The sequence below is a fragment of the Allomesorhizobium camelthorni genome (assembly GCF_011045125.1).
In the GTDB taxonomy this organism is placed as follows: Bacteria; Pseudomonadota; Alphaproteobacteria; order Rhizobiales; family Rhizobiaceae; genus Allomesorhizobium; species Allomesorhizobium camelthorni.
Genome location: NZ_JAAKZF010000097.1, coordinates 1 through 17,490 on the forward strand (window position 1 = coordinate 1; position 17,490 = coordinate 17,490).

16 protein-coding genes are annotated in these 17,490 nt (G+C 63.4%); 5 read left to right on the plus strand and 11 right to left on the minus strand.

Annotated features, from left to right (window positions below):
- From G6N73_RS30830 to betI, 5 genes are all read right to left on the minus strand, one after another.
- Positions 1-495, minus strand: a 495-nt coding sequence (locus G6N73_RS30830; protein ID WP_165033746.1) for an aldehyde dehydrogenase family protein, incomplete at its 3' end; no start/stop codon positions are given.
- A 57-nt stretch (positions 496-552) separates the two neighbouring features.
- On the minus strand, positions 553-2,205 hold the full coding sequence (gene betA / locus G6N73_RS30835) for a choline dehydrogenase (protein WP_165033747.1): 1,653 nt from the start codon (positions 2,203-2,205) through the stop codon (positions 553-555).
- Positions 2,198-3,199, minus strand: a complete 1,002-nt coding sequence (locus G6N73_RS30840; RefSeq protein WP_425484177.1) for a threonine/serine dehydratase family protein — start codon at positions 3,197-3,199, stop codon at positions 2,198-2,200. Before G6N73_RS30840 ends, betA begins: the two co-directional genes overlap by 8 nt.
- The gene (betC, locus tag G6N73_RS30845; protein WP_165033749.1) at positions 3,199-4,725 is read right to left on the minus strand and encodes a choline-sulfatase; all 1,527 of its coding nucleotides are present in this window, start codon (positions 4,723-4,725) and stop codon (positions 3,199-3,201) included. Before betC ends, G6N73_RS30840 begins: the two co-directional genes overlap by 1 nt.
- A complete protein-coding gene (gene betI / locus G6N73_RS30850; protein ID WP_165033750.1) occupies positions 4,722-5,315 on the minus strand; it encodes a choline-binding transcriptional repressor BetI in 594 nt (197 codons plus the stop codon). The genes betC and betI overlap by 4 nt, the downstream gene beginning before the upstream one ends.
- A 175-nt stretch (positions 5,316-5,490) precedes the next feature.
- Between betI and G6N73_RS30855 the strand changes: the two genes are divergently transcribed.
- The 3 genes from G6N73_RS30855 (at position 5,491) to G6N73_RS30865 (ending at position 8,546) form a co-directional block, all read left to right on the plus strand.
- Positions 5,491-6,657, plus strand: a complete 1,167-nt coding sequence (locus tag G6N73_RS30855) for an acetyl-CoA acetyltransferase (protein ID WP_165033751.1) — start codon at positions 5,491-5,493, stop codon at positions 6,655-6,657.
- A complete protein-coding gene (locus G6N73_RS30860; protein WP_165033752.1) occupies positions 6,654-7,397 on the plus strand; it encodes an SDR family NAD(P)-dependent oxidoreductase in 744 nt (247 codons plus the stop codon). The genes G6N73_RS30855 and G6N73_RS30860 overlap by 4 nt, the downstream gene beginning before the upstream one ends.
- A gap of 132 nt (positions 7,398-7,529) precedes the next feature.
- A complete protein-coding gene (locus G6N73_RS30865) occupies positions 7,530-8,546 on the plus strand; it encodes an asparaginase (protein ID WP_165033753.1) in 1,017 nt (338 codons plus the stop codon).
- 2 nt (positions 8,547-8,548) lie between these two features.
- Here the strand turns inward: G6N73_RS30865 and G6N73_RS30870 are convergent, their stop codons facing one another.
- Entirely contained in the window at positions 8,549-9,922 is a 1,374-nt protein-coding gene (locus G6N73_RS30870) for a TIGR03808 family TAT-translocated repetitive protein (protein WP_165033754.1), read from the minus strand.
- A 97-nt stretch (positions 9,923-10,019) separates the two neighbouring features.
- Between G6N73_RS30870 and greA the strand changes: the two genes are divergently transcribed.
- Complete coding sequence (gene greA / locus G6N73_RS30875) at positions 10,020-10,496, plus strand: transcription elongation factor GreA (RefSeq protein ID WP_165033755.1); 477 nt, start codon at positions 10,020-10,022, stop codon at positions 10,494-10,496.
- A 14-nt stretch (positions 10,497-10,510) separates the two neighbouring features.
- On the opposite strand, the gene G6N73_RS30880 is transcribed toward greA, so the two are convergent.
- The 4 genes from G6N73_RS30880 to G6N73_RS30895 form a co-directional block, all read right to left on the minus strand.
- A complete protein-coding gene (locus tag G6N73_RS30880; RefSeq protein WP_165033756.1) occupies positions 10,511-10,897 on the minus strand; it encodes a type II toxin-antitoxin system death-on-curing family toxin in 387 nt (128 codons plus the stop codon).
- Entirely contained in the window at positions 10,894-11,124 is a 231-nt protein-coding gene (locus G6N73_RS30885; RefSeq protein WP_165033757.1) for an AbrB/MazE/SpoVT family DNA-binding domain-containing protein, read from the minus strand. Before G6N73_RS30885 ends, G6N73_RS30880 begins: the two co-directional genes overlap by 4 nt.
- A gap of 61 nt (positions 11,125-11,185) precedes the next feature.
- A complete protein-coding gene (gene scpA, locus G6N73_RS30890; RefSeq protein WP_165033758.1) occupies positions 11,186-13,309 on the minus strand; it encodes a methylmalonyl-CoA mutase in 2,124 nt (707 codons plus the stop codon).
- Positions 13,306-14,754: a methylmalonyl-CoA mutase family protein gene (locus G6N73_RS30895; protein WP_206079192.1), complete on the minus strand. Its 1,449-nt coding sequence runs from the start codon at positions 14,752-14,754 to the stop codon at positions 13,306-13,308. Before G6N73_RS30895 ends, scpA begins: the two co-directional genes overlap by 4 nt.
- Before the next feature lie 277 nt (positions 14,755-15,031).
- Here G6N73_RS30895 and G6N73_RS30900 point away from each other — a divergent pair, with 277 nt between their 5' ends.
- Positions 15,032-16,603, plus strand: a complete 1,572-nt coding sequence (locus G6N73_RS30900) for a helicase HerA-like C-terminal domain-containing protein (protein ID WP_165033760.1) — start codon at positions 15,032-15,034, stop codon at positions 16,601-16,603.
- A 58-nt stretch (positions 16,604-16,661) separates the two neighbouring features.
- On the opposite strand, the gene G6N73_RS30905 is transcribed toward G6N73_RS30900, so the two are convergent.
- Entirely contained in the window at positions 16,662-17,396 is a 735-nt protein-coding gene (locus G6N73_RS30905; RefSeq protein WP_165033761.1) for a L,D-transpeptidase, read from the minus strand.
- Between the last annotated feature and the right edge of the window lie 94 nt (positions 17,397-17,490).

The following is a 17,490-nucleotide window of genomic DNA, read 5'->3' on the forward strand; positions in this document are numbered from 1 at the left end:
CGCCGGGGCGGACTTCCAGCCGGCGCCCTGGATCGGATAGTTCCAGGCCCCAATGCCGACGCAGACGCCGAGCGCTTCGCGGCGGGTGTAGGCGAACGAGCCGCCGAAATCGACATAGTCGCCGTTGAAGCTGCCGACAGCGCCGCCGATATATTCGAGCGCATCGGCGGCCGATGCTGGGTCGGCGACCAGCGTTTCCTGGATGGCCTTGCCGGTGTCGAGCGTCTCGAGCCGGGCAAGCTCGTCATTGCGGGCGCGCAAAATGTCGGCGGCGCGGCGCAGGATGCGGCCGCGCTCGACCGGCTTCAGCCGCGCCCATTGCGGCTGTGCGGCGCGCGCCGCCTCGACGGCCAGTTCGACAATGTTGGGCGTCGCGGAATGCAGCGTCGCGATCGTCTCGCCGGTCGCTGGATAGATCACCTGGATTGGCGCGCCACGCTCGTCGTCGACGAAGCGGCCATTGATGTAGTGCGATGCGTTAGGCTGGGCGCGCATTCTGGTCTCCGGTTTTGGAAGCATGGCCTTCTTCGGAAGGCCATGCAACGCGGCTGGTCAGCGATCGGACACTTGCCAGCGGGGATTGATCCAAGGTTCCTGGTTCGACGGGGCGAGCGGCGTACGGCCGAGAATGTGGTCGGCCGCCTTTTCGCCGGTCATGATCGACGGCGCATTGAGGTTGCCGTTGGTGACGCGCGGAAAGATCGAGGAATCGGCGACGCGCAGACCTTCGACGCCGACGACCCGACATTCCGGATCGACCACGCTCAGCGGATCGTCCGCCTTGCCCATCCGGCAGGTGCCGCAGGGATGATAGGCGCTCTCGGCATGCTCTCGGATGAAATCATCGAGTTGCTCGTCGCTCTGAACATGTGCGCCCGGAGAAATCTCCTTGCCGCGATAGGGGTCGAAGGCCGGCTGGCCGAAGATTTCCCGCGTCAGCCGGATGCAATGGCGGAAATCCGCCCAGTCGTCCGGGTGCGACATGTAGTTGAAGCGGATTTCCGGCTTCGCCCACGGATCGTTGGAGCGCAGCGTGACCGAACCGCGCGACTTGGACCGCATCGGGCCGACATGGGTCTGGAAGCCATGCGACTTGGCCGCCGCCTTGCCGTCGTAGCGGACGGCTGCAGGCAGAAAATGGTACTGGATGTCGGGGTAATCGACGCCGGCCTTGGAGCGCACGAAGGCGGCGGCCTCGAAGTGGTTGGTGGCGCCGAGGCCGCTCTTGAAGAACATCCATTCGGCGCCAATGAGCGCCTTCGAAAACGGATTCAGGATCGAATAGAGCGTGATGGGCTGGATCGATTCCTGCTGGATGTAGAGTTCCATATGGTCCTGCAGGTTCTGACCGACACCCGGCCCGTCGACGATCACCTCTATGCCGTGCTGGCGCAGATGCTCGGCCGGCCCGATGCCCGACAGCATCAAGAGCTTGGGCGAGTTGATCGATGAGGCCGCCACGATCACCTCACGTCGCGCTTTAACGACCTGAATCTGTTTGCGAGCTTCGATCTCCACGCCGACGGCGCGTTGATTCTCGATGACCAGTTTTCGCGCGAAGCCTTTGACGAGACTCACATTCTGGCGTTTCAGCGCCGGCCGCAGATAGGCGTTCGCGGTCGACCAGCGGCGGCCGCCATGGATGGTCTGCTCCATCGCGCCAAAACCTTCCTGCTTCGAACCATTATAGTCCTCGGTGAGTTCGAACCCCGCCTGCCGGCCCGCCTCGATGAAGGCGGCGTAGAGCGGGTTCTTGCGCGGACCTCGCTGGGTGTTGAGCGGGCCGCTTGTGCCGCGCCAGCCATCCTCGCCGCCGATCGAATTCTCCATCCGCTTGAAGTAGGGCAGCACGTCGGTATAGGACCATCCAGTCGCCCCCTGCTCGGCCCAGTGGTCGAAGTCACCGGCATGTCCGCGGACGTAGACCATGCCGTTGATAGAGGAAGAGCCTCCCAGCACCTTGCCGCGCGGGGTGGCGAGGACGCGGCCGCCGAGATGCGGCTCCGGCTCGCTGGAAAAGCCCCAGTCGTAGCGGCTCATGTTCATCGGGAAGGAAAGTGCCGATGGCATCTGGATCAGCGGGCCGAAATCCGAGCCGCCATATTCAATGACGATGACCGAATGCTTGCCGTCCTCCGACAGCCGGTAGGCGAGCGCCGCGCCGGCGGAACCGGACCCAATGATGACGAAATCGGCTTCACGCATCGGCGATATGCTTCATGAAGTCTGCCAGCGAGACATTGCCGCCGCTGGCGATCAGCACCACGGTCTTGCCGGAGACATCGACGCCGCCGTCGAAGAGAGCGGCGAGCGAGGCCGCGCCGGAAGGCTCCAGAACCAGCTTCAGGCGTTCGAAGGCGAATTTCATCGCGCGGCGGACCGAGGCGTCGGTGACGGTCAGGCCTCGCACGCCGGCTGCGTTCACCGCCGCGAACGGGGCCTCGCCAGGCTTTCGCGCCATCAGACCGTCGCAGATCGACTTCGGCCCGAGCGGCATGGTTTCGATCGCTCCATGAGCGAGCGAACTGCCCATGCCGTTGAAACCGTCGGGCTCGACGCCGATGATTTCCGTGGCCGGCGAGAGATAGTGGAATGCGAGCGATACGCCGCCGATCAGGCCGCCGCCGCCGACCGGACAGTACAATATGTCCGCTTCCGCGCCCTTGGCGGCAAGCTGGTCGAGCGCCTCGATCCCGGCGCCGCCCTGGCCGGCGACGATCTCCGGATCATCGAAGGGATGCAGCAGCGCCAAGCCGTCATCCTTTGAGATTTGCCTCGCGCGCTCCGACGCGACTTCCTCGCGGGCGCGGTCGCCATGGTCGGTCAAGACCACATTTGCGCCATAACCGGCGGTGGCCTCGCGCTTGGCCGCCGGCGCGTCGATCGGCATCACGATCGTTACCGGTATTCCAAGCGCCTGGCCGGCGGCGGCGAGCCCTTGCGCGAAATTTCCGGACGAGTAGGCGACTACGCCGCGCCTGGCCTCGTCCGCCGAAAGCTGCTTCAGCCGCCAATAGGCGCCGCGGATCTTGAACGAGCCGGCCCATTGCAACGACTCCGGTTTGACGAAAACCTGGCGCGCGCCGGTTTCCTTGGCCAGTGCTGCCGATTCAAGCAGCGGCGTGATCTGCGTTGCCTGCGAGGTGACGGTATACGCCTTCTTCAGATGGTCGAGCGTCGGAACGGGAACTGTCGTCATCATTCGCCTCTCGGAAACCGTTTGCTCTCTTCGAGCACGTTGAGATCCATGTGGTTGCGCATGTAGCGTTCGGACGCCTTCTGAAGCGGCTGGAACTCCCACGGGTAGTAGGCGCCGTTGCGCAGCGCAGGATAAACCACCCAGCGCCGCGCCTGGCTCTGGCGCACCGCCGCGTCGAACGCCGCCATGTCCCAGCGAGCGCGCACTTTTTCCATGAAGGACGACACCAGTCCGGCATGGGCCGGGTCGCCGGCAAGATTGCTCAGTTCCAGAGGATCCGATTCAAGATCAAAGAGTTGCGGCGGGTCGATCTCGCAGTGGACGAACTTGAACCGCCCCTCGCGGATCGCCACCATCGGCGCATAAGAACCCTCGGCGGCATATTCCATCAGCACTGGCGCGGTCCGGGCAGCACCCTTGGTGAGCGGCAGCAGCGATTGGCCGTCGGTCCACGGCATGATCGCGCTCATGTCGATGCCGGCCAGGTCGCAGAGCGTCGGCGCGACGTCCAGATTGGAGACCGGAGCAGCGATCAGGCCAGCCGGAATTCCCTTGTCGGCGATCATCAGCGGCACGCGGGCCGAGCCCTCGTAGAATGACATCTTGAACCACAGGCCGCGCTCGCCGAGCATGTCGCCATGGTCCGAGCAGAACAGGATGATCGTATCGTCGAGCATCCGTGTGCGTTCGAGCACGGAGAGGAGTTCGCCGACCTTGTCGTCGAGATAGGAGATGTTGGCGAAATAGCCGCGCCGTGAGCGGCGCACCTGTTCCGGCGTGATATCGAAATTCGCGTAGTCGCTGGCGAGATAAAGACGCTGCGAATGCGAATCCTGCTTTTCCTTCGGGATGAAGCCAACCCGCGGCTCGAGCTCGGGGCAATCCTCATACAGATCCCAGTACTGGCGGCGCGCCACATAGGGATCGTGCGGATGGGTGAAGGAAACCGTCAGGCACCAGGGCCGGCATTCGGCGTTATCCGAAGCGCGTGCGTAGTCGTAGAGCTTCTGCGTCGCGTGGAAGGCGACCTCGTCGTCATATTCCATCTGGTTGGTGATCTCGGCGACGCCGGCGCCGGTCACCGAGCCGAGATTGTGATACCACCAGTCGATGCGCTCGCCGGGTTTGCGATAGTCCGGGGTCCAGCCGAAATCGGCGGGATAAATGTCGGTCGTCAGCCTCTCCTCGTAGCCGTGCATCTGGTCCGGACCGACAAAGTGCATCTTGCCCGACAGGCAGGTGTGATAGCCGGCTGCGCGCAGATGGTGCGCATAGGTCGGGATCGACGAGGCGAACTCGGCGGCGTTGTCATAGACCTCGGTGCGCGACGGCAACTGGCCGGTGGTGAAGGAAGCACGGCCGGGCGCGCAGAGCGGCGAGGCCGTGTAATTGTTGGCAAAGCGGGCAGAGCGTGCTGCAAGCGCCTTCAGATGCGGCGCACAGAGAAAGTCGGCCGGGCCGTCGGGAAACAGCGTCCCGTTCAACTGGTCGACCATAATGATCAGGATGTTGGGACGGCGGCTCATGCAGGCTTCTTGTACTGGAGGAGTTTGGTTTCGAGATAATCTTCGACAAGCGCGATCGCGCTCGCGGCGTTGGGCGTGCCGTCCTTCAGAGCGCGGCGGATGTAGAGCCCATCAATGAGCGCCGCGATGGCCTCGGCGGCGCGCTCGGCTTCGGAGGGCGGCATCAGCCCTGTCAGGCCGCTCATCAGGTTGGAATGGAGCCGCCGCGCATAGACGCGAAGCAGCCGGCGCAGCGGCACCGACTTCTGCGCCTCGACATAGAAGGCGAGCCATGCGGCGATGATTTCTGGTTGGAACTGCGTTTCGGAGAAGTTGACCGCGATGACCGCGGAGACGCGCTCCCGCGCCGTCCTGCTCGTCGCGAGAGCCTCGCGCACGTCCGCATTGAGCTCAGTCAGGATATGCCGCATCGTTGCCTGAAGCAGTCCGTCCTTGGCGCCGAAATAGTGATGCGCCAATGCCGACGAGACGCCGGCACGCCCCGCAATCTCCGACATTGTGACGTCAAGCGTGCCGCGCTCGCCGATCGTCAGGATCGCGGCGTCTATGAGCGCCCTTCGGCGCAGCGGCGGCATTCCAAGCTTCGGCATTGCGATCCTCCGTCGCATTCTTATTTTTTATTGACTGATCAATCAACAAAAATTCGGCGACGCCGCGCACTGGACCGACGGCTGGTGCTGGATTAAGTTCAGAGTTGAACAAAAATCAGGCCGTTGGATTTGCGCCGCAAATGGCGCACCATGCGTCCTGCCGATGGAGGTTCTCATGACTGCATGCATTGTCGGCTGGGCGCATTCGCGTTTCGGCAAACTCGAGGGCGAAACGCTCGAAAGCCTGATCACCAAGGTAGCCGCCGAGGCGCTCGACCATGCGGGCATCGGCCCGGACGATGTCGACGAGATCGTGCTCGGGCATTTCAATGCCGGTTTCTCGCCGCAGGACTTTACGGCGAGCCTGGTGCTGCAGGCCGACGACCGGCTGCGCTTCAAACCGGCGACGCGCGTGGAGAACGCCTGCGCGACCGGTTCGGCGGCTGTGCGGCAAGGCATCCGCGCGATCGACGCCAGGGCGGCGCGCACGGTGCTTGTGGTCGGCGCCGAGCAGATGACCACGACGCCCGGTCCAGAGATCGGCAAGAACCTGCTGAAAGCCTCCTATCTGCCGGAGGACGGCGATACGCCTGCCGGTTTTGCCGGCGTGTTCGGCAAGATCGCGCAGGCCTATTTCCAGCGTCATGGCGATCAGTCCGATGCGCTGGCGATGATCGCCGCCAAGAACCACAAGAACGGCGTCGACAATCCCTATGCGCAGATGCGCAAGGATTTCGGTTTCGAGTTCTGCCGCCAGGAGAGCGAAAAGAACCCCTTTGTCGCCGGGCCGCTGAAGCGCACCGACTGCTCGCTGGTTTCCGATGGAGCGGCCGCACTCGTGCTGACCGACTCGAGCAACGCGCTTTCGATGCGTCGCGCCATCGCCTTCCGCGCCAACGAGCATGTCCAGGATTTCTTGCCCATGTCGAAGCGGGACATCCTGCTTTTCGAAGGCTGCGAGGAAGCCTGGGGCCGCGCGCTGAAAAAGGCCGGCGTGACGTTGGATGACCTGTCCTTCGTGGAGACGCATGACTGCTTCACCATTGCTGAGCTGATCGAATACGAGGCGATGGGGCTGGCCAAGCGCGGCGAAGGCGGCAAGCTGGCGCTGAGCGGCGAAACCGCGAAGGACGGACGTCTGCCGGTCAATCCGTCGGGCGGCTTGAAGGCAAAGGGTCATCCGATCGGCGCCACCGGCGTCTCCATGCATGTCCTGACCTCCATGCAGCTTACCGGTGAAGCGGGCGGCATTCAGGTTCCCGATGCCAAGCTTGGCGGCATCTTCAACATGGGCGGGGCCGCGGTGGCGAACTACGTTTCGATCCTGGACCGCATCAGATGAAGCATTCGGCCATCGTCACCGGCGGCGCTTCGGGCATCGGCATGGCCGTTGTGAAGCGTCTGCTGGACGATGGCTGGCCGGTCGCGGTGATCGACGCCAACGATGTGGAACTGGCGAGGGCCGAGGACGCCTTCGCCGACGACAATGCAATCTTCCTGCAGGCCGACGTGACCGACGAGGATGAGATCTCGGCGGTCTTCGACGAGGTCGTGGACCGGATCGGCCTGATCGGCGGCCTCGTCAATTCGGCGGGCATAGCGCGCGACATTCCGGCCGAAGAAACCAGCGCGGAGCTTTTTCGCGAGGTTCTCGACATCAACCTCGTAGGCTCGTTCATCACCGCCAAAGCGGCGCTGGAGCGCATGGGCGCAACACTTTCGATCGTCAATATCGGCTCTGTTTCGGGGCTTCGCGCCAATCGTGGACGGCTTGCCTACGGCGCGTCGAAGGCCGGCGTGAAAATGATGTCGGAGGTGCTGGCGCTGGAATTCGGCAATCGCGGCGTCAGGGTAAACTGCGTGGCGCCCGGTCCGACCGAGACGCCGATGATTTCGAAGCTGCACGACGCCGATCAGCGCCGCCTGTGGCTTGGCCGCGTACCACAGGGGCGCTATGGTGAGCCCGAAGAAGTGGCGGCGGCCGTCGCTTTCCTGCTGTCGCCGGAGGCCAGCTTCATCAACGGGCACACGCTCGCGGTGGACGGCGGCTTCCTCTCCGCCGGCATCATCGCCGGCGGCTGATCGGGCTCAACGCCTGTGACTGGTAAGCGGGCAGACCAACAGCGGGTCGAAGTAAAGCTCTTTGCGTGGCCGCACAAACCGGCTATCGCAACCGGCATCGTCCGCCTGACTCGCTAACCATCCGGTGATTTCGTGACAAATCCAGTTCTCGTCGAAGTACTGCGCGGCGGCCTTGTCGAAAGCGCTCATCGCGGCGCGCTGGCCGTCTTCGACGCTGACCGCCAATCGGTATGGGAGGTCGGCGACACTACCCGCCCGGTTTTCCCGCGCTCGGCTGTGAAGGCCATCCAGGCGCTGCCGCTGGTGGAAAGCGGCGCAGCAGACGCCTATGGCTTCGGCGACAGGGAACTGGCGCTGGCCTGCGCGTCGCACAATGGCGAGGCGGCGCATACCGAGCTTGCCCGCTCGATGCTGGTCAGGGCCGGACTGAGCGAAACCGCGCTCGAATGCGGCGCGCACTGGCCATCCTATCAGGCTGCGACCGTGGCGCTGGCCCGAACCGGGGCGGCGCCGACCGGCCTGCACAACAACTGCTCCGGAAAACATGCCGGCTTCATCTGCGTCTGTTGCCATGCCGGGGTCGACCATCGCGGCTATATCGGTGCCGGCCACAAGCTCCAGGAGATGGTGCGCGAGGCGATGGAGGACGTGACCGGCGCGGCGCACGGACCAGGCAACCGCGGCACCGACGGCTGCTCGATTCCGACCTACGCCGTGCCGCTGAAGAATCTCGCTATCGGTTTCGCGAAAATGGCCACGGGGCAGGGGCTGTCAACCGGACGCGCCAAGGCGGCGAAGCGCCTGTTCGCTGCCTGCATGGCCGAGCCCTTCTACGTCGCCGGAACAGGCAGGGCCGACACGGCGCTGATGCAAGCCGCGCCCGGCCGCATTTTCGTGAAGGTCGGGGCGGAGGGCGTCTACTGCGCCGCTGTGCCGGAACTGGGGCTCGGCATCGCGCTGAAATGCGACGACGGCGCCGGGCGGGCCGCCGAAGTCGCGATTTCCGAGGTGTTGGCGAGCTTGTTCATCAAGGATGAGGCGCTCGCCGCCAGGCTGACCGAACTTGCCAATCCCGTCCTGACGAACTGGAACGGTATGACGGTCGGGAGCAGTCGGCCGACTGCCGTGCTGAGCTGGATTGGACGCTGACCTCAACTGACGTGATTGCGCTCGACGGTGAGGTGCGGAAAGCCCGAGCTTCCCGCCAGCGCAAGGTCTGCGGTGACCGGTTCGGACCAGCGGTGGCCGACGACCGCGCCGTTTCGCGCCCCGTCGACGATATTGTCCGCAATAACGGCCGAGCCGGCGCCTTCGACCACTGAGACCGCAATGCCGGTCCCGGTTTTGCGGATGACGTTGCCGGTCGCCGCGACATTGCGCATGAACGGACCCCAGCCGATCTTCATCCCATACAGCGGCGCGTTCTCGATCATGTTGCCGGTGACAGCGGTGTCTGCCTCGACCGTTATGCCGACGCCGAAGCCCGGCGCATCGGCGGGGTAGGGGCCTTCGGTCGAGAGGTTGCGCACGATGTTGTTGGAGCAGACGCCCATGCGCCCGCCTTCGTTGAAATTGACCATGGAAATGCCGTTGGCCGCGCCGTCGACGATGTTGCCGCTGATGATTGCGCCTTCGAACGCGAATTCGGCGTAGAGCGCCGTTTCGCCGCTGCGCATACAACTGTTGCCGGTGACTTGCAGATTGCTCGAACTGTTGGCGCGGATTGCCGAGAAGGCGCAATCCGCTACGGAATTGTTGGCGACCATCACGCCATTGGCGCGGAAAGTGTTGATGCCGTTGCCGTTTTGGCCCGTGCCGCCATTGCGCGCCGCAATGCGCTCGACGCGGTTTCCGGTCACGATCGTCCTATCATCCGCGATCTGCCAGCGATGCACCAGAATGCCGCCATTGGCGCAATCCGACACGCTGTTGCCGGTGATGTCGAGACGCACGGCTTCCACTGAGTAGATGCCGGCGTCAGCCGCGCCCGATATCGTCGAGCGGTCGATGCGGCCGGCAACACGTTCGAGCGCGACGCCATTCTTGCCGCTGCCGATGATCTGGCAGTTTTCGACCACCAGATGCCCGACGCGGCGAAGATCGAGCAGCCCCTGCGCCTGATCGCCGATCCAGCGGTTCGCGCCGTCGAGAACGAGCCCCGAAAGCTCGATATGCCCGGCTTCCTCGGCCAGCATCAGATGGCCGTCGCCGCCATAGATGATGCGGGTCGCGCCGGGCACGCCGCTGAGGCGGACATGCCGCGGCAGTGACAGGTTGGAGACGATGTAGACGCCGGGCGGCAGGAACACCGGCATGTCGCGGTTCGCCGCCTCGTTCAGCATTTTTGCGAAAGCCTTGCTCTGGTCGTCGAAGGCGGCAGGCCGCAAGCCGAGTTCGCCGGCATTGATCGAGCCGCGCATGGCGGCCAGTTTGATGCCCGAAAAATCCGAGGCGCTGAGCGGCGATGCGAGACCCGCGGCCGCGAAGCCCGCCGTGGCGCTCAAAAAGCTGCGTCTGTTCAACATCGGCACAATTCCAGTGGTGTTTGTCTCGCCACGCAGGAAGCGTACCAAATCCGCGGGCGGGGTTGTGCGACAGCCGGGCGGGGCTTAGGCTCACCTCATGAGCAGGGCTTTCACGCGCGAAGACGACAACGACAATGGGCTCTCCGACATTGGTGAGCGCCCGGTAAGTGCGCACCGCAATCTGGTGACGCCGGCCGGCCTCGCCGCGATTGACAAGATGGTCGCCGACCTGCGCGAGGAGTTCGCGAAAGCGGAGTCCGAAGGCAATCGCGAGCGCATGGCGTTGGCTTCGCGCGATTTGCGTTACTGGGTGGCCCGTCGCGAAAGCGCAGAGGTTTCCGTGCCCGAACCCGATAGCAAGGTCGTCCGTTTCGGCATGACGGTCACTATCGAGAACGAGGACGGGAAAAGCCATTCCTGGAAGATTGTCGGCGAGGACGAAGCCGACGCCGCGCATGGCATGATCTCGCACGTCTCGCCGATGGCACAGGCCCTATTTGGCAAGAAAATCGGCGATCTGGCCGTCGTCAACGGCAAGGAATGGGAGATTGTGAAGATGGAGGTCGAAGGGTAAGGCGGCGGCCGCCGTCAGCTCTCGACCGGCACGGTGTGGTCACGGAAAAACGCCGCTGCCCCAGCCTCGTCGATCTCGCCGGCGGCAACCATCATTACGAACTGAATAATGTCCTGTTGTTCCGCTTCGACGCTTAGGCCGTTGAAGTAAAGAAAGAGATCGGCCGCTGCGAAGGCAGTTCGCTTGTTCCCATCGACAAATGGATGATTTTTAGCGATGCCGAACAAATAGGCTGCGGCTAGTTCCGAAAGATCAGGCTCCCCGTAAGCTTCCTTTTGAATAGGCCGATGGAGAGCCGATTCCAGCATGCCGACATCTCGAACGCCCGCTGCCCCACCATGAAGGCGAAGTTGCTCAGCATGCAGAGCCTCGACAAACTCTCGCGAATGAAACTCGGTCATTTCGCGAGAGCGCGATAGGCAACCTCGTACTTCTTCATCCGCTCGCGGGCGATCTTCATCTTGCGCTCGAATTCCTCGGGATCATCCACCGAAGGACGAAGCTTCAATTCACTTCCGTCCTCGATGAGAACCAAAGTGTCGCCAGCACGAAGATTGTGCCGATCGAGGACTTCCTTAGGCAGGATCACCCCTTCGGAGTTTCCAATTTTGCGAACGGTAACATTCATGGTCGCTACTCCAAGTTATAACAAAAGTATAACTCGGAATTATGCGCAAGGCAAGTGGCAACTAAAGTTGCAACAGCCCATCCAGCAGCCTCTCCGCTGCTTCCGGAATGACCGTGCCCGGCGGAAATATCTCGGCGGCCCCGGCTTTCAGCACCGCATAATAGTCCTGCGGCGGGATCACGCCGCCGGCTATGATCCTGATGTCCTCACGGCCGAGCTTCTTCAGGGCCTCGCGAAGCTCGGGAATAAGGGTCAGATGGCCGGCCGCGAGCGAGGACGCGCCGACTATGTGCACGTCATGGTCGGATGCGAGCCTGGCGATCTCTTCAGGCGTCTGGAACATCGCGCCGACCGTCACTTCGAAACCAAGATCGGCAAAGGCGGTGGCGACGACCTTCTGGCCGCGGTCATGGCCATCCTGTCCCATTTTGGCCACGAGGATGCGCGGCTTGGCGCCGGTTTTCTTCTCGAATGCCGCAACTTTGCTTTGGACCCGATCGACGACGGCGTTCTGGCCTATCTCGTTGCGGTAAACGCCGGAAATAGTCTGGACCGAAGCAACATGCCGGCCGAACGCTTTTTCCAGCGCCAGCGAGATTTCGCCGACCGTCGCCTTGGCGCGGGCGGCGCGGATCGCAAATTCCAGCAGATTCCCGTTCGAGCGAGCTGCATAGGTCAGCGCGTCGAGCGCGGTTTCCACTGCGGCGATATCGCGCGTGCCCTTCAACTGCTGGAGTTTTGAGAGCTGGCGAGCGCGCACTTCGGCATTGTCGATCTTGAGGACGTTGACTTCGATGTCCTTGTCCGGCCGGTAGGCGTTGACCCCGACAAGCGCCTGCTGGCCGGAGTCGATGCGAGCCTGGGTACGCGCCGCTGCCTCTTCTATGCGCAGCTTGGGGATGCCTTTCTCGACAGCCGCCGCCATGCCGCCGAGGCTCTCCACCTCCTCGATATGGCCGAGCGCCTTTGCCGCCAGATCGTGCGTCAGGCGCTCGACGAATGCCGATCCGCCCCACGGGTCGATGATGCGGGTCGTGCCGGACTCCTTCTGCAGGATCAGTTGCGTGTTCCGGGCTATCCGCGCTGAATGGTCGGTCGGCAGCGCCAGCGCCTCGTCGAACGAGTTCGTGTGGAGCGACTGCGTGTGCCCCTGCGTTGCGGCCATGGCCTCGATCATGGTGCGCATGATGTTGTTGTAAGGATCCTGCGCGGTGAGCGACCAGCCGGAGGTCTGGCAATGGGTGCGCAGCGATAGCGAGCGCGGGTCTTTCGGCGAAAAGTTCTTCAGGATGAGCGACGCCCAGAGCAGGCGCGCCGCCCGCATCTTGGCGACTTCCATGAAGAAATTCATGCCGATCGCCCAGAAGAAGGAAAGGCGCGGCGCGAAGCGGTCAATGTCGAGGCCCGCCGCCACGCCTGCGCGGGCGTATTCGATGCCATCGGCGATCGTGTAGGCAAGTTCGAGGTCGGCGGTCGCACCGGCCTCCTGCATGTGATAGCCGGAAATGGAGATGGAGTTGAACTTCGGCATATGTGTCGAAGTATATGAAAAGATATCGGAAACGATCCGCATCGAGGGTTTCGGCGGATAGATGTAGGTGTTGCGGACCATGAACTCCTTCAGAATGTCGTTCTGAATGGTTCCGGCGAGATCTTTCTGCGCCACGCCCTGTTCTTCCGCCGCGACGATGTAGAGCGCCATGATCGGCAGCACGGCGCCGTTCATCGTCATCGACACGGTCATCTGGTCGAGCGGAATGCCGTCGAACAACTGCCGCATGTCGAGGATCGAATCGATCGCGACGCCGGCCATGCCGACATCCCCTGCCACGCGCGGGTGGTCGCTGTCGTAGCCGCGATGCGTCGCAAGGTCGAAAGCGACCGACAGCCCTTTCTGGCCGCCGGCCAGGTTGCGTCTGTAGAAGGCGTTGGATTCCTCGGCGGTCGAGAAGCCGGCATATTGCCGGATCGTCCAGGGCTGCTGGACATACATCGTCGGATAGGGGCCGCGAATGAAGGGCGCCGCGCCCGGATAAGTGTCGAGATAAGGCAGTCCGGCGAGATCGCTCTTGCCGTAGGTCCGCTTGACCGTGATCCCTTCGGGCGTCAGCCAGGTGTCCGCATCGTTCGACGACGCTCCGGCCCTTGGTTCGGACCATGCAATCCTGGTGAAGTCCGGAATCATCTGACAGCCTCTAGCAATTCGTCTATGCGCATGGCGTCCAGGCGCTGGCAGAACGCCGCCCCATCGGTTGGCAGCGGGCGTCGCTCCGCTTCCAGCGTCTGAACCGGCACTTCCTGTTTCGCCGGGTAGAGAGTGGTCCCGACCAGCACCCGCTTGCCATCACGGTACTCTTGCGTGCGCGCGTCGCGGGCAGCCAGGACACGGTTCTGGATGTGGCCTTCGGCGAGGCTCGCCAGTATCCCGCCTTCGGCTTCGATCCTCTGGAATTCCTTCCACGCCGCGTCGCAAAGCGCTGTGGTCAGAGCCTCGATGCCTCCCGATCCGCAGGCCGGATCGGCGACGAAATCGACATGGCTTTCTCCCGCCAGGATAAGCTGGGTGTTGCGCGCGATCCGGCGGGCAAACTGGTCCGGCAGGCCGAGCGCAATCGTATGCGGAAGAACCGAGATCGAATCCGCGCCTCCCGCCGCCGCCGCAAACCCGGCCAGCGTGGTGCGCAATATGTTGGTTTCAGGGTCTTTCGCGGTCATCATCCGATATGAGGTTTCCGCGTGAATGGCCGCGGAGGAGGGCGGTATCGAGCAGGCCTGCTGCGCCCGCTCCCAGAGCCTTCGCAACGCCCGGATCTTTGCCATAGACAGCAACTGGTCCTGATCGACGCTGAGCGAAAAGCCGATATGCGGCGCGGCATAGATCAGCGCTTGGCGCGCCTGCTCGAACAGCTTGAGGTGCGATACCGCCGCGGCGAGCACGATGCCGAGTTCCTGCGCCTCGGTAGCGCCGGCATTGTGGAACACGCGGCCGTCCGCCTCGAGCAAGACACCCGGAACGCCGAGCGCGAAGAAGTGCGCCAGCGATTGCGGCATGGACGCCTGCAGAGCTTCGATCGACATGCGCAAGCGGCCGGTACCGGCAAAGATGGCGGCCGAATCGATGCCGAACGACAGGCGCAATTTGGCCGGATCGGCCCGACGCCTGGTCAAAAGCGCTACGAGCCAGTCCGCCATCGCGCGGCTCGCCGGATGGACGTCGATCCTGAGATGGGTGCGGTTGAGGGCGACGTTTTCGAGCACTGCCTGCAGTGCCTCTGCCGTTCCGGGCAAGCCATAGCCGAAAGCGTTGGGGGCGCCCTCGAACACCAGCGACAGGCCGGTGGCGCCTTGCGCGATGTCCTCCAGCGCTTGCGCATTGGCGCGGGCGAGATCGGGATCGTCGACACGCTGCACTATGGTCCACGGCGCCTGCGGGTTCTTGCGCGTCAGCGGCTTGAATTGGGCGGCGCGCTCGTAGAGCGGCTCGATGCGAACGCCGTCGTCGGTGTGCGAAACCAGGGCTTCTTCGAAAGACATGCCGGCCAGGGCTTTTGCGGCAAGCGCCAGCCATTGTTCTCTATCGACCGCCGGGAACTTGACAGTGCCGACCGCATTTTCGGCGTCCATGCGCATCCTTTCTTTCTGCCGCCTGCCTCGCCCCAAAACGAATCTTATGGCCGGAAGCGGTGCGCGGCAATGCGCTCCGAACCCGCCTTTCATTGTTGCCCGCGGATCGCGGCCAAAATTGGCGTTGCGATCCGATTCTGGATTGCCAAACCCCGCCGCACTCCGCAACCCTTGGTCAGGCATTTCGTCCGAACGCCATTGTGGCGCTGCAACCGCGCCACTATACCGGTTCGGACGCTGCAACGTCGCAAGTCCCTTTAAGCCGCTACCGGAGACTGAATTCATGGCGGGAGAAGACAGCATCTTTATCGGCGCGAGCCGAAAGCCGGACGATAGCTACCAGCAGCCGGAACAGCTTCTTTTAAAATATGGCAACCGCCACGGCCTGGTGACCGGCGCCACCGGCACCGGCAAGACGGTGACGCTTCAGATCCTGGCCGAGGGCTTTTCTAATGCCGGCGTGCCGGTTTTTTGCGCCGACATAAAGGGCGATCTTTCGGGAATCGCCATGATGGGCGAGGCGAAGGATTTCCTGGTTGCACGCGCCGAGGCGATCAAACTCGACCCTTATGAGTTCCAGGAATTCCCGGTCATCTTCTGGGATCTGTTCGGACAGCAGGGCCATCCGATCCGTGCGACCGTTTCGGAAATGGGGCCGCTGCTCCTGTCGCGGCTGATGAACCTTTCGGAAGCGCAGGAAGGCATCATGAACATCGCGTTCAGGATCGCCGACGAAGAAGGGCTTCTGCTGCTCGACATGAAGGATCTGCAGTCGCTGCTGGCCAATATTGCCGGGCGCGCCGACGAGATCGGGGCGCGCTATGGCAATGTGACCAAACCTTCGGTCGGCGCCATCCAGCGCTCGCTGCTGGTGCTGGAACAGCAAGGCGCGACGCACTTCTTCGGCGAGCCGGCGCTGAAGATCGCCGACATCATGCGCACCACGCGCGACGGTCGCGGCGCGATCAACGTTCTTGCCGCCGACAAGCTGATGATGAACCCGCGGCTCTATGCGACCTTCCTGCTCTGGCTCATGTCGGAACTTTTCGAGGAATTGCCGGAAGTCGGCGATCCCGACCAGCCGAAGCTGGTGTTCTTTTTTGACGAGGCTCATTTGCTGTTCGACGAGGCGCCGAAGGCGCTGGTCGACCGTGTCGAGCAGGTGGTGCGGCTGATCCGGTCCAAGGGCGTCGGCGTATATTTTGTCACGCAGAACCCGCTGGACATACCGGAGACGGTGCTCGCCCAGCTAGGCAACCGCGTCCAGCACGCGCTGCGCGCCTACACGCCGCGCGAACAGAAGGCGGTGAAGACGGCCGCGGACACGTTCCGGCCAAATCCGGATTTCGATTGCGCCAAGGCGATTACGCAGCTCGGCGTCGGCGAGGCGCTGGTCTCGACCCTCGAGGCCAAAGCCGTTCCGTCCATGGTGCAGCGGACGCTGATTCGCCCGCCATCCTCGCGTCTAGGGCCGATTACGCCCGAGGAGCGCCGGAAGCTCGTCGCCGAAAGCCCGGTGTCGGGACAGTACGACAAAACGATCGACCGCGAATCCGCCTTCGAACTGCTGCAGAAGCGGGCCGCCGACGCCCAGAAGGCTGAGGAGGAGGCGCAAGGCCGCGAGCAGGAGGACACGGGCCGCTCGCGCTGGACCATTCCCGGGTTCGGCGACGAAGGGGACGACGGCTACGCGCCGTCTCGAAATTCGCGATCCCGCTCAGCGCCTCGGCCTCGCGCATCCAACCGCCAGACGGTTGCCGAAGCGGCGATCAAGTCGGTCGTGCGCTCGGTCGGCTCGTCTGTCGGCCGCGCACTGGTACGCGGCATTCTCGGCAGCCTGAAAAAGGGTTTTTGAGGCCTCTAACTAACGGTCCAGCAGTCGGGCGCGGTGCGCCCCCAACTGCTGGATAGGATCAGGCCATCGGAATTCCGGACGTGACCAGGATCGGCGTGCGGTTGGGCACGCGGTCGTAGAGGTCGACAATGTCCTGGTTCATCAGCCGGACGCAGCCTGACGAAACCGATTTGCCGATGGAATTCCATTCCGGCGAGCCGTGCACGCGGTAAAGCGTGTCCTCGCCGTTCTGGAAAATATAGAGCGCACGCGCGCCGAGCGGATTGTTCAGCCCGGGCGGCATGCCGCCATTGTCGACGCTGTATCTTGCCAGCTTGGGATCGCGCGCGATCATCTCGGCGGGCGGCGTCCATTTCGGCCACTTCCGCTTCCACTGAATGACCGCCCGGCCGGACCATTCGAAGCCGGCGCGGCCGAGGCCGACGCCATAACGCATCGCCTGACCGTTCTCGCGGACCAGGTAGAGGAAATGATTCGCCGTATCGACCACCACCGTCCCCGGCCTTTCGCCGGTCGGATCCTGAACGATCTGACGGTAGTAGCGCCGGTCGACCTTCTCGATGGGCACTCCCGGAATCTCGTATCCTTCATCCACCATGGGGCCGTACATCAACGCGTAGCTTCCGAGCGCTGGCTCGATTTCGGGCGTGGGCGCTATCTGCACCGGCTCGAACTGAGCGTTATGGGGCATGCTGGTGCATGCCGAAACCGTCAACGCCGCCGCGCCGGTTGCGGCTGCGCCGAGAAACCGTCTGCGAGTGAACTGGGGGGAGGAAACCGAAATGATGCTCATGATGCCCTTTTAATTCCCGAGGCCGGGATAGATAGATTCCGACCTCGCAACAATGCGTGAACTACTGCTCGTTCCTCCCGATCAGGTCTACGAC

Coding starts and splice junctions, on each gene's coding strand:
- betA (WP_165033747.1), bottom strand. CDS start 2,205: ATGCGTGAAGCCGATTTCGTCATCATTGGGTCCGGTTCCGCCGGCGCG.
- G6N73_RS30840 (WP_425484177.1), bottom strand. CDS start 3,199: ATGACGACAGTTCCCGTTCCGACGCTCGACCATCTGAAGAAGGCGTAT.
- betC (WP_165033749.1), bottom strand. CDS start 4,725: ATGAGCCGCCGTCCCAACATCCTGATCATTATGGTCGACCAGTTGAAC.
- betI (WP_165033750.1), bottom strand. CDS start 5,315: ATGCCGAAGCTTGGAATGCCGCCGCTGCGCCGAAGGGCGCTCATAGAC.
- G6N73_RS30855 (WP_165033751.1), top strand. CDS start 5,491: ATGACTGCATGCATTGTCGGCTGGGCGCATTCGCGTTTCGGCAAACTC.
- G6N73_RS30860 (WP_165033752.1), top strand. CDS start 6,654: ATGAAGCATTCGGCCATCGTCACCGGCGGCGCTTCGGGCATCGGCATG.
- G6N73_RS30870 (WP_165033754.1), bottom strand. CDS start 9,922: ATGTTGAACAGACGCAGCTTTTTGAGCGCCACGGCGGGCTTCGCGGCC.
- greA (WP_165033755.1), top strand. CDS start 10,020: ATGAGCAGGGCTTTCACGCGCGAAGACGACAACGACAATGGGCTCTCC.
- G6N73_RS30880 (WP_165033756.1), bottom strand. CDS start 10,897: ATGACCGAGTTTCATTCGCGAGAGTTTGTCGAGGCTCTGCATGCTGAG.
- G6N73_RS30885 (WP_165033757.1), bottom strand. CDS start 11,124: ATGAATGTTACCGTTCGCAAAATTGGAAACTCCGAAGGGGTGATCCTG.
- scpA (WP_165033758.1), bottom strand. CDS start 13,309: ATGATTCCGGACTTCACCAGGATTGCATGGTCCGAACCAAGGGCCGGA.
- G6N73_RS30895 (WP_206079192.1), bottom strand. CDS start 14,754: ATGCGCATGGACGCCGAAAATGCGGTCGGCACTGTCAAGTTCCCGGCG.
- G6N73_RS30900 (WP_165033760.1), top strand. CDS start 15,032: ATGGCGGGAGAAGACAGCATCTTTATCGGCGCGAGCCGAAAGCCGGAC.
- G6N73_RS30905 (WP_165033761.1), bottom strand. CDS start 17,396: ATGAGCATCATTTCGGTTTCCTCCCCCCAGTTCACTCGCAGACGGTTT.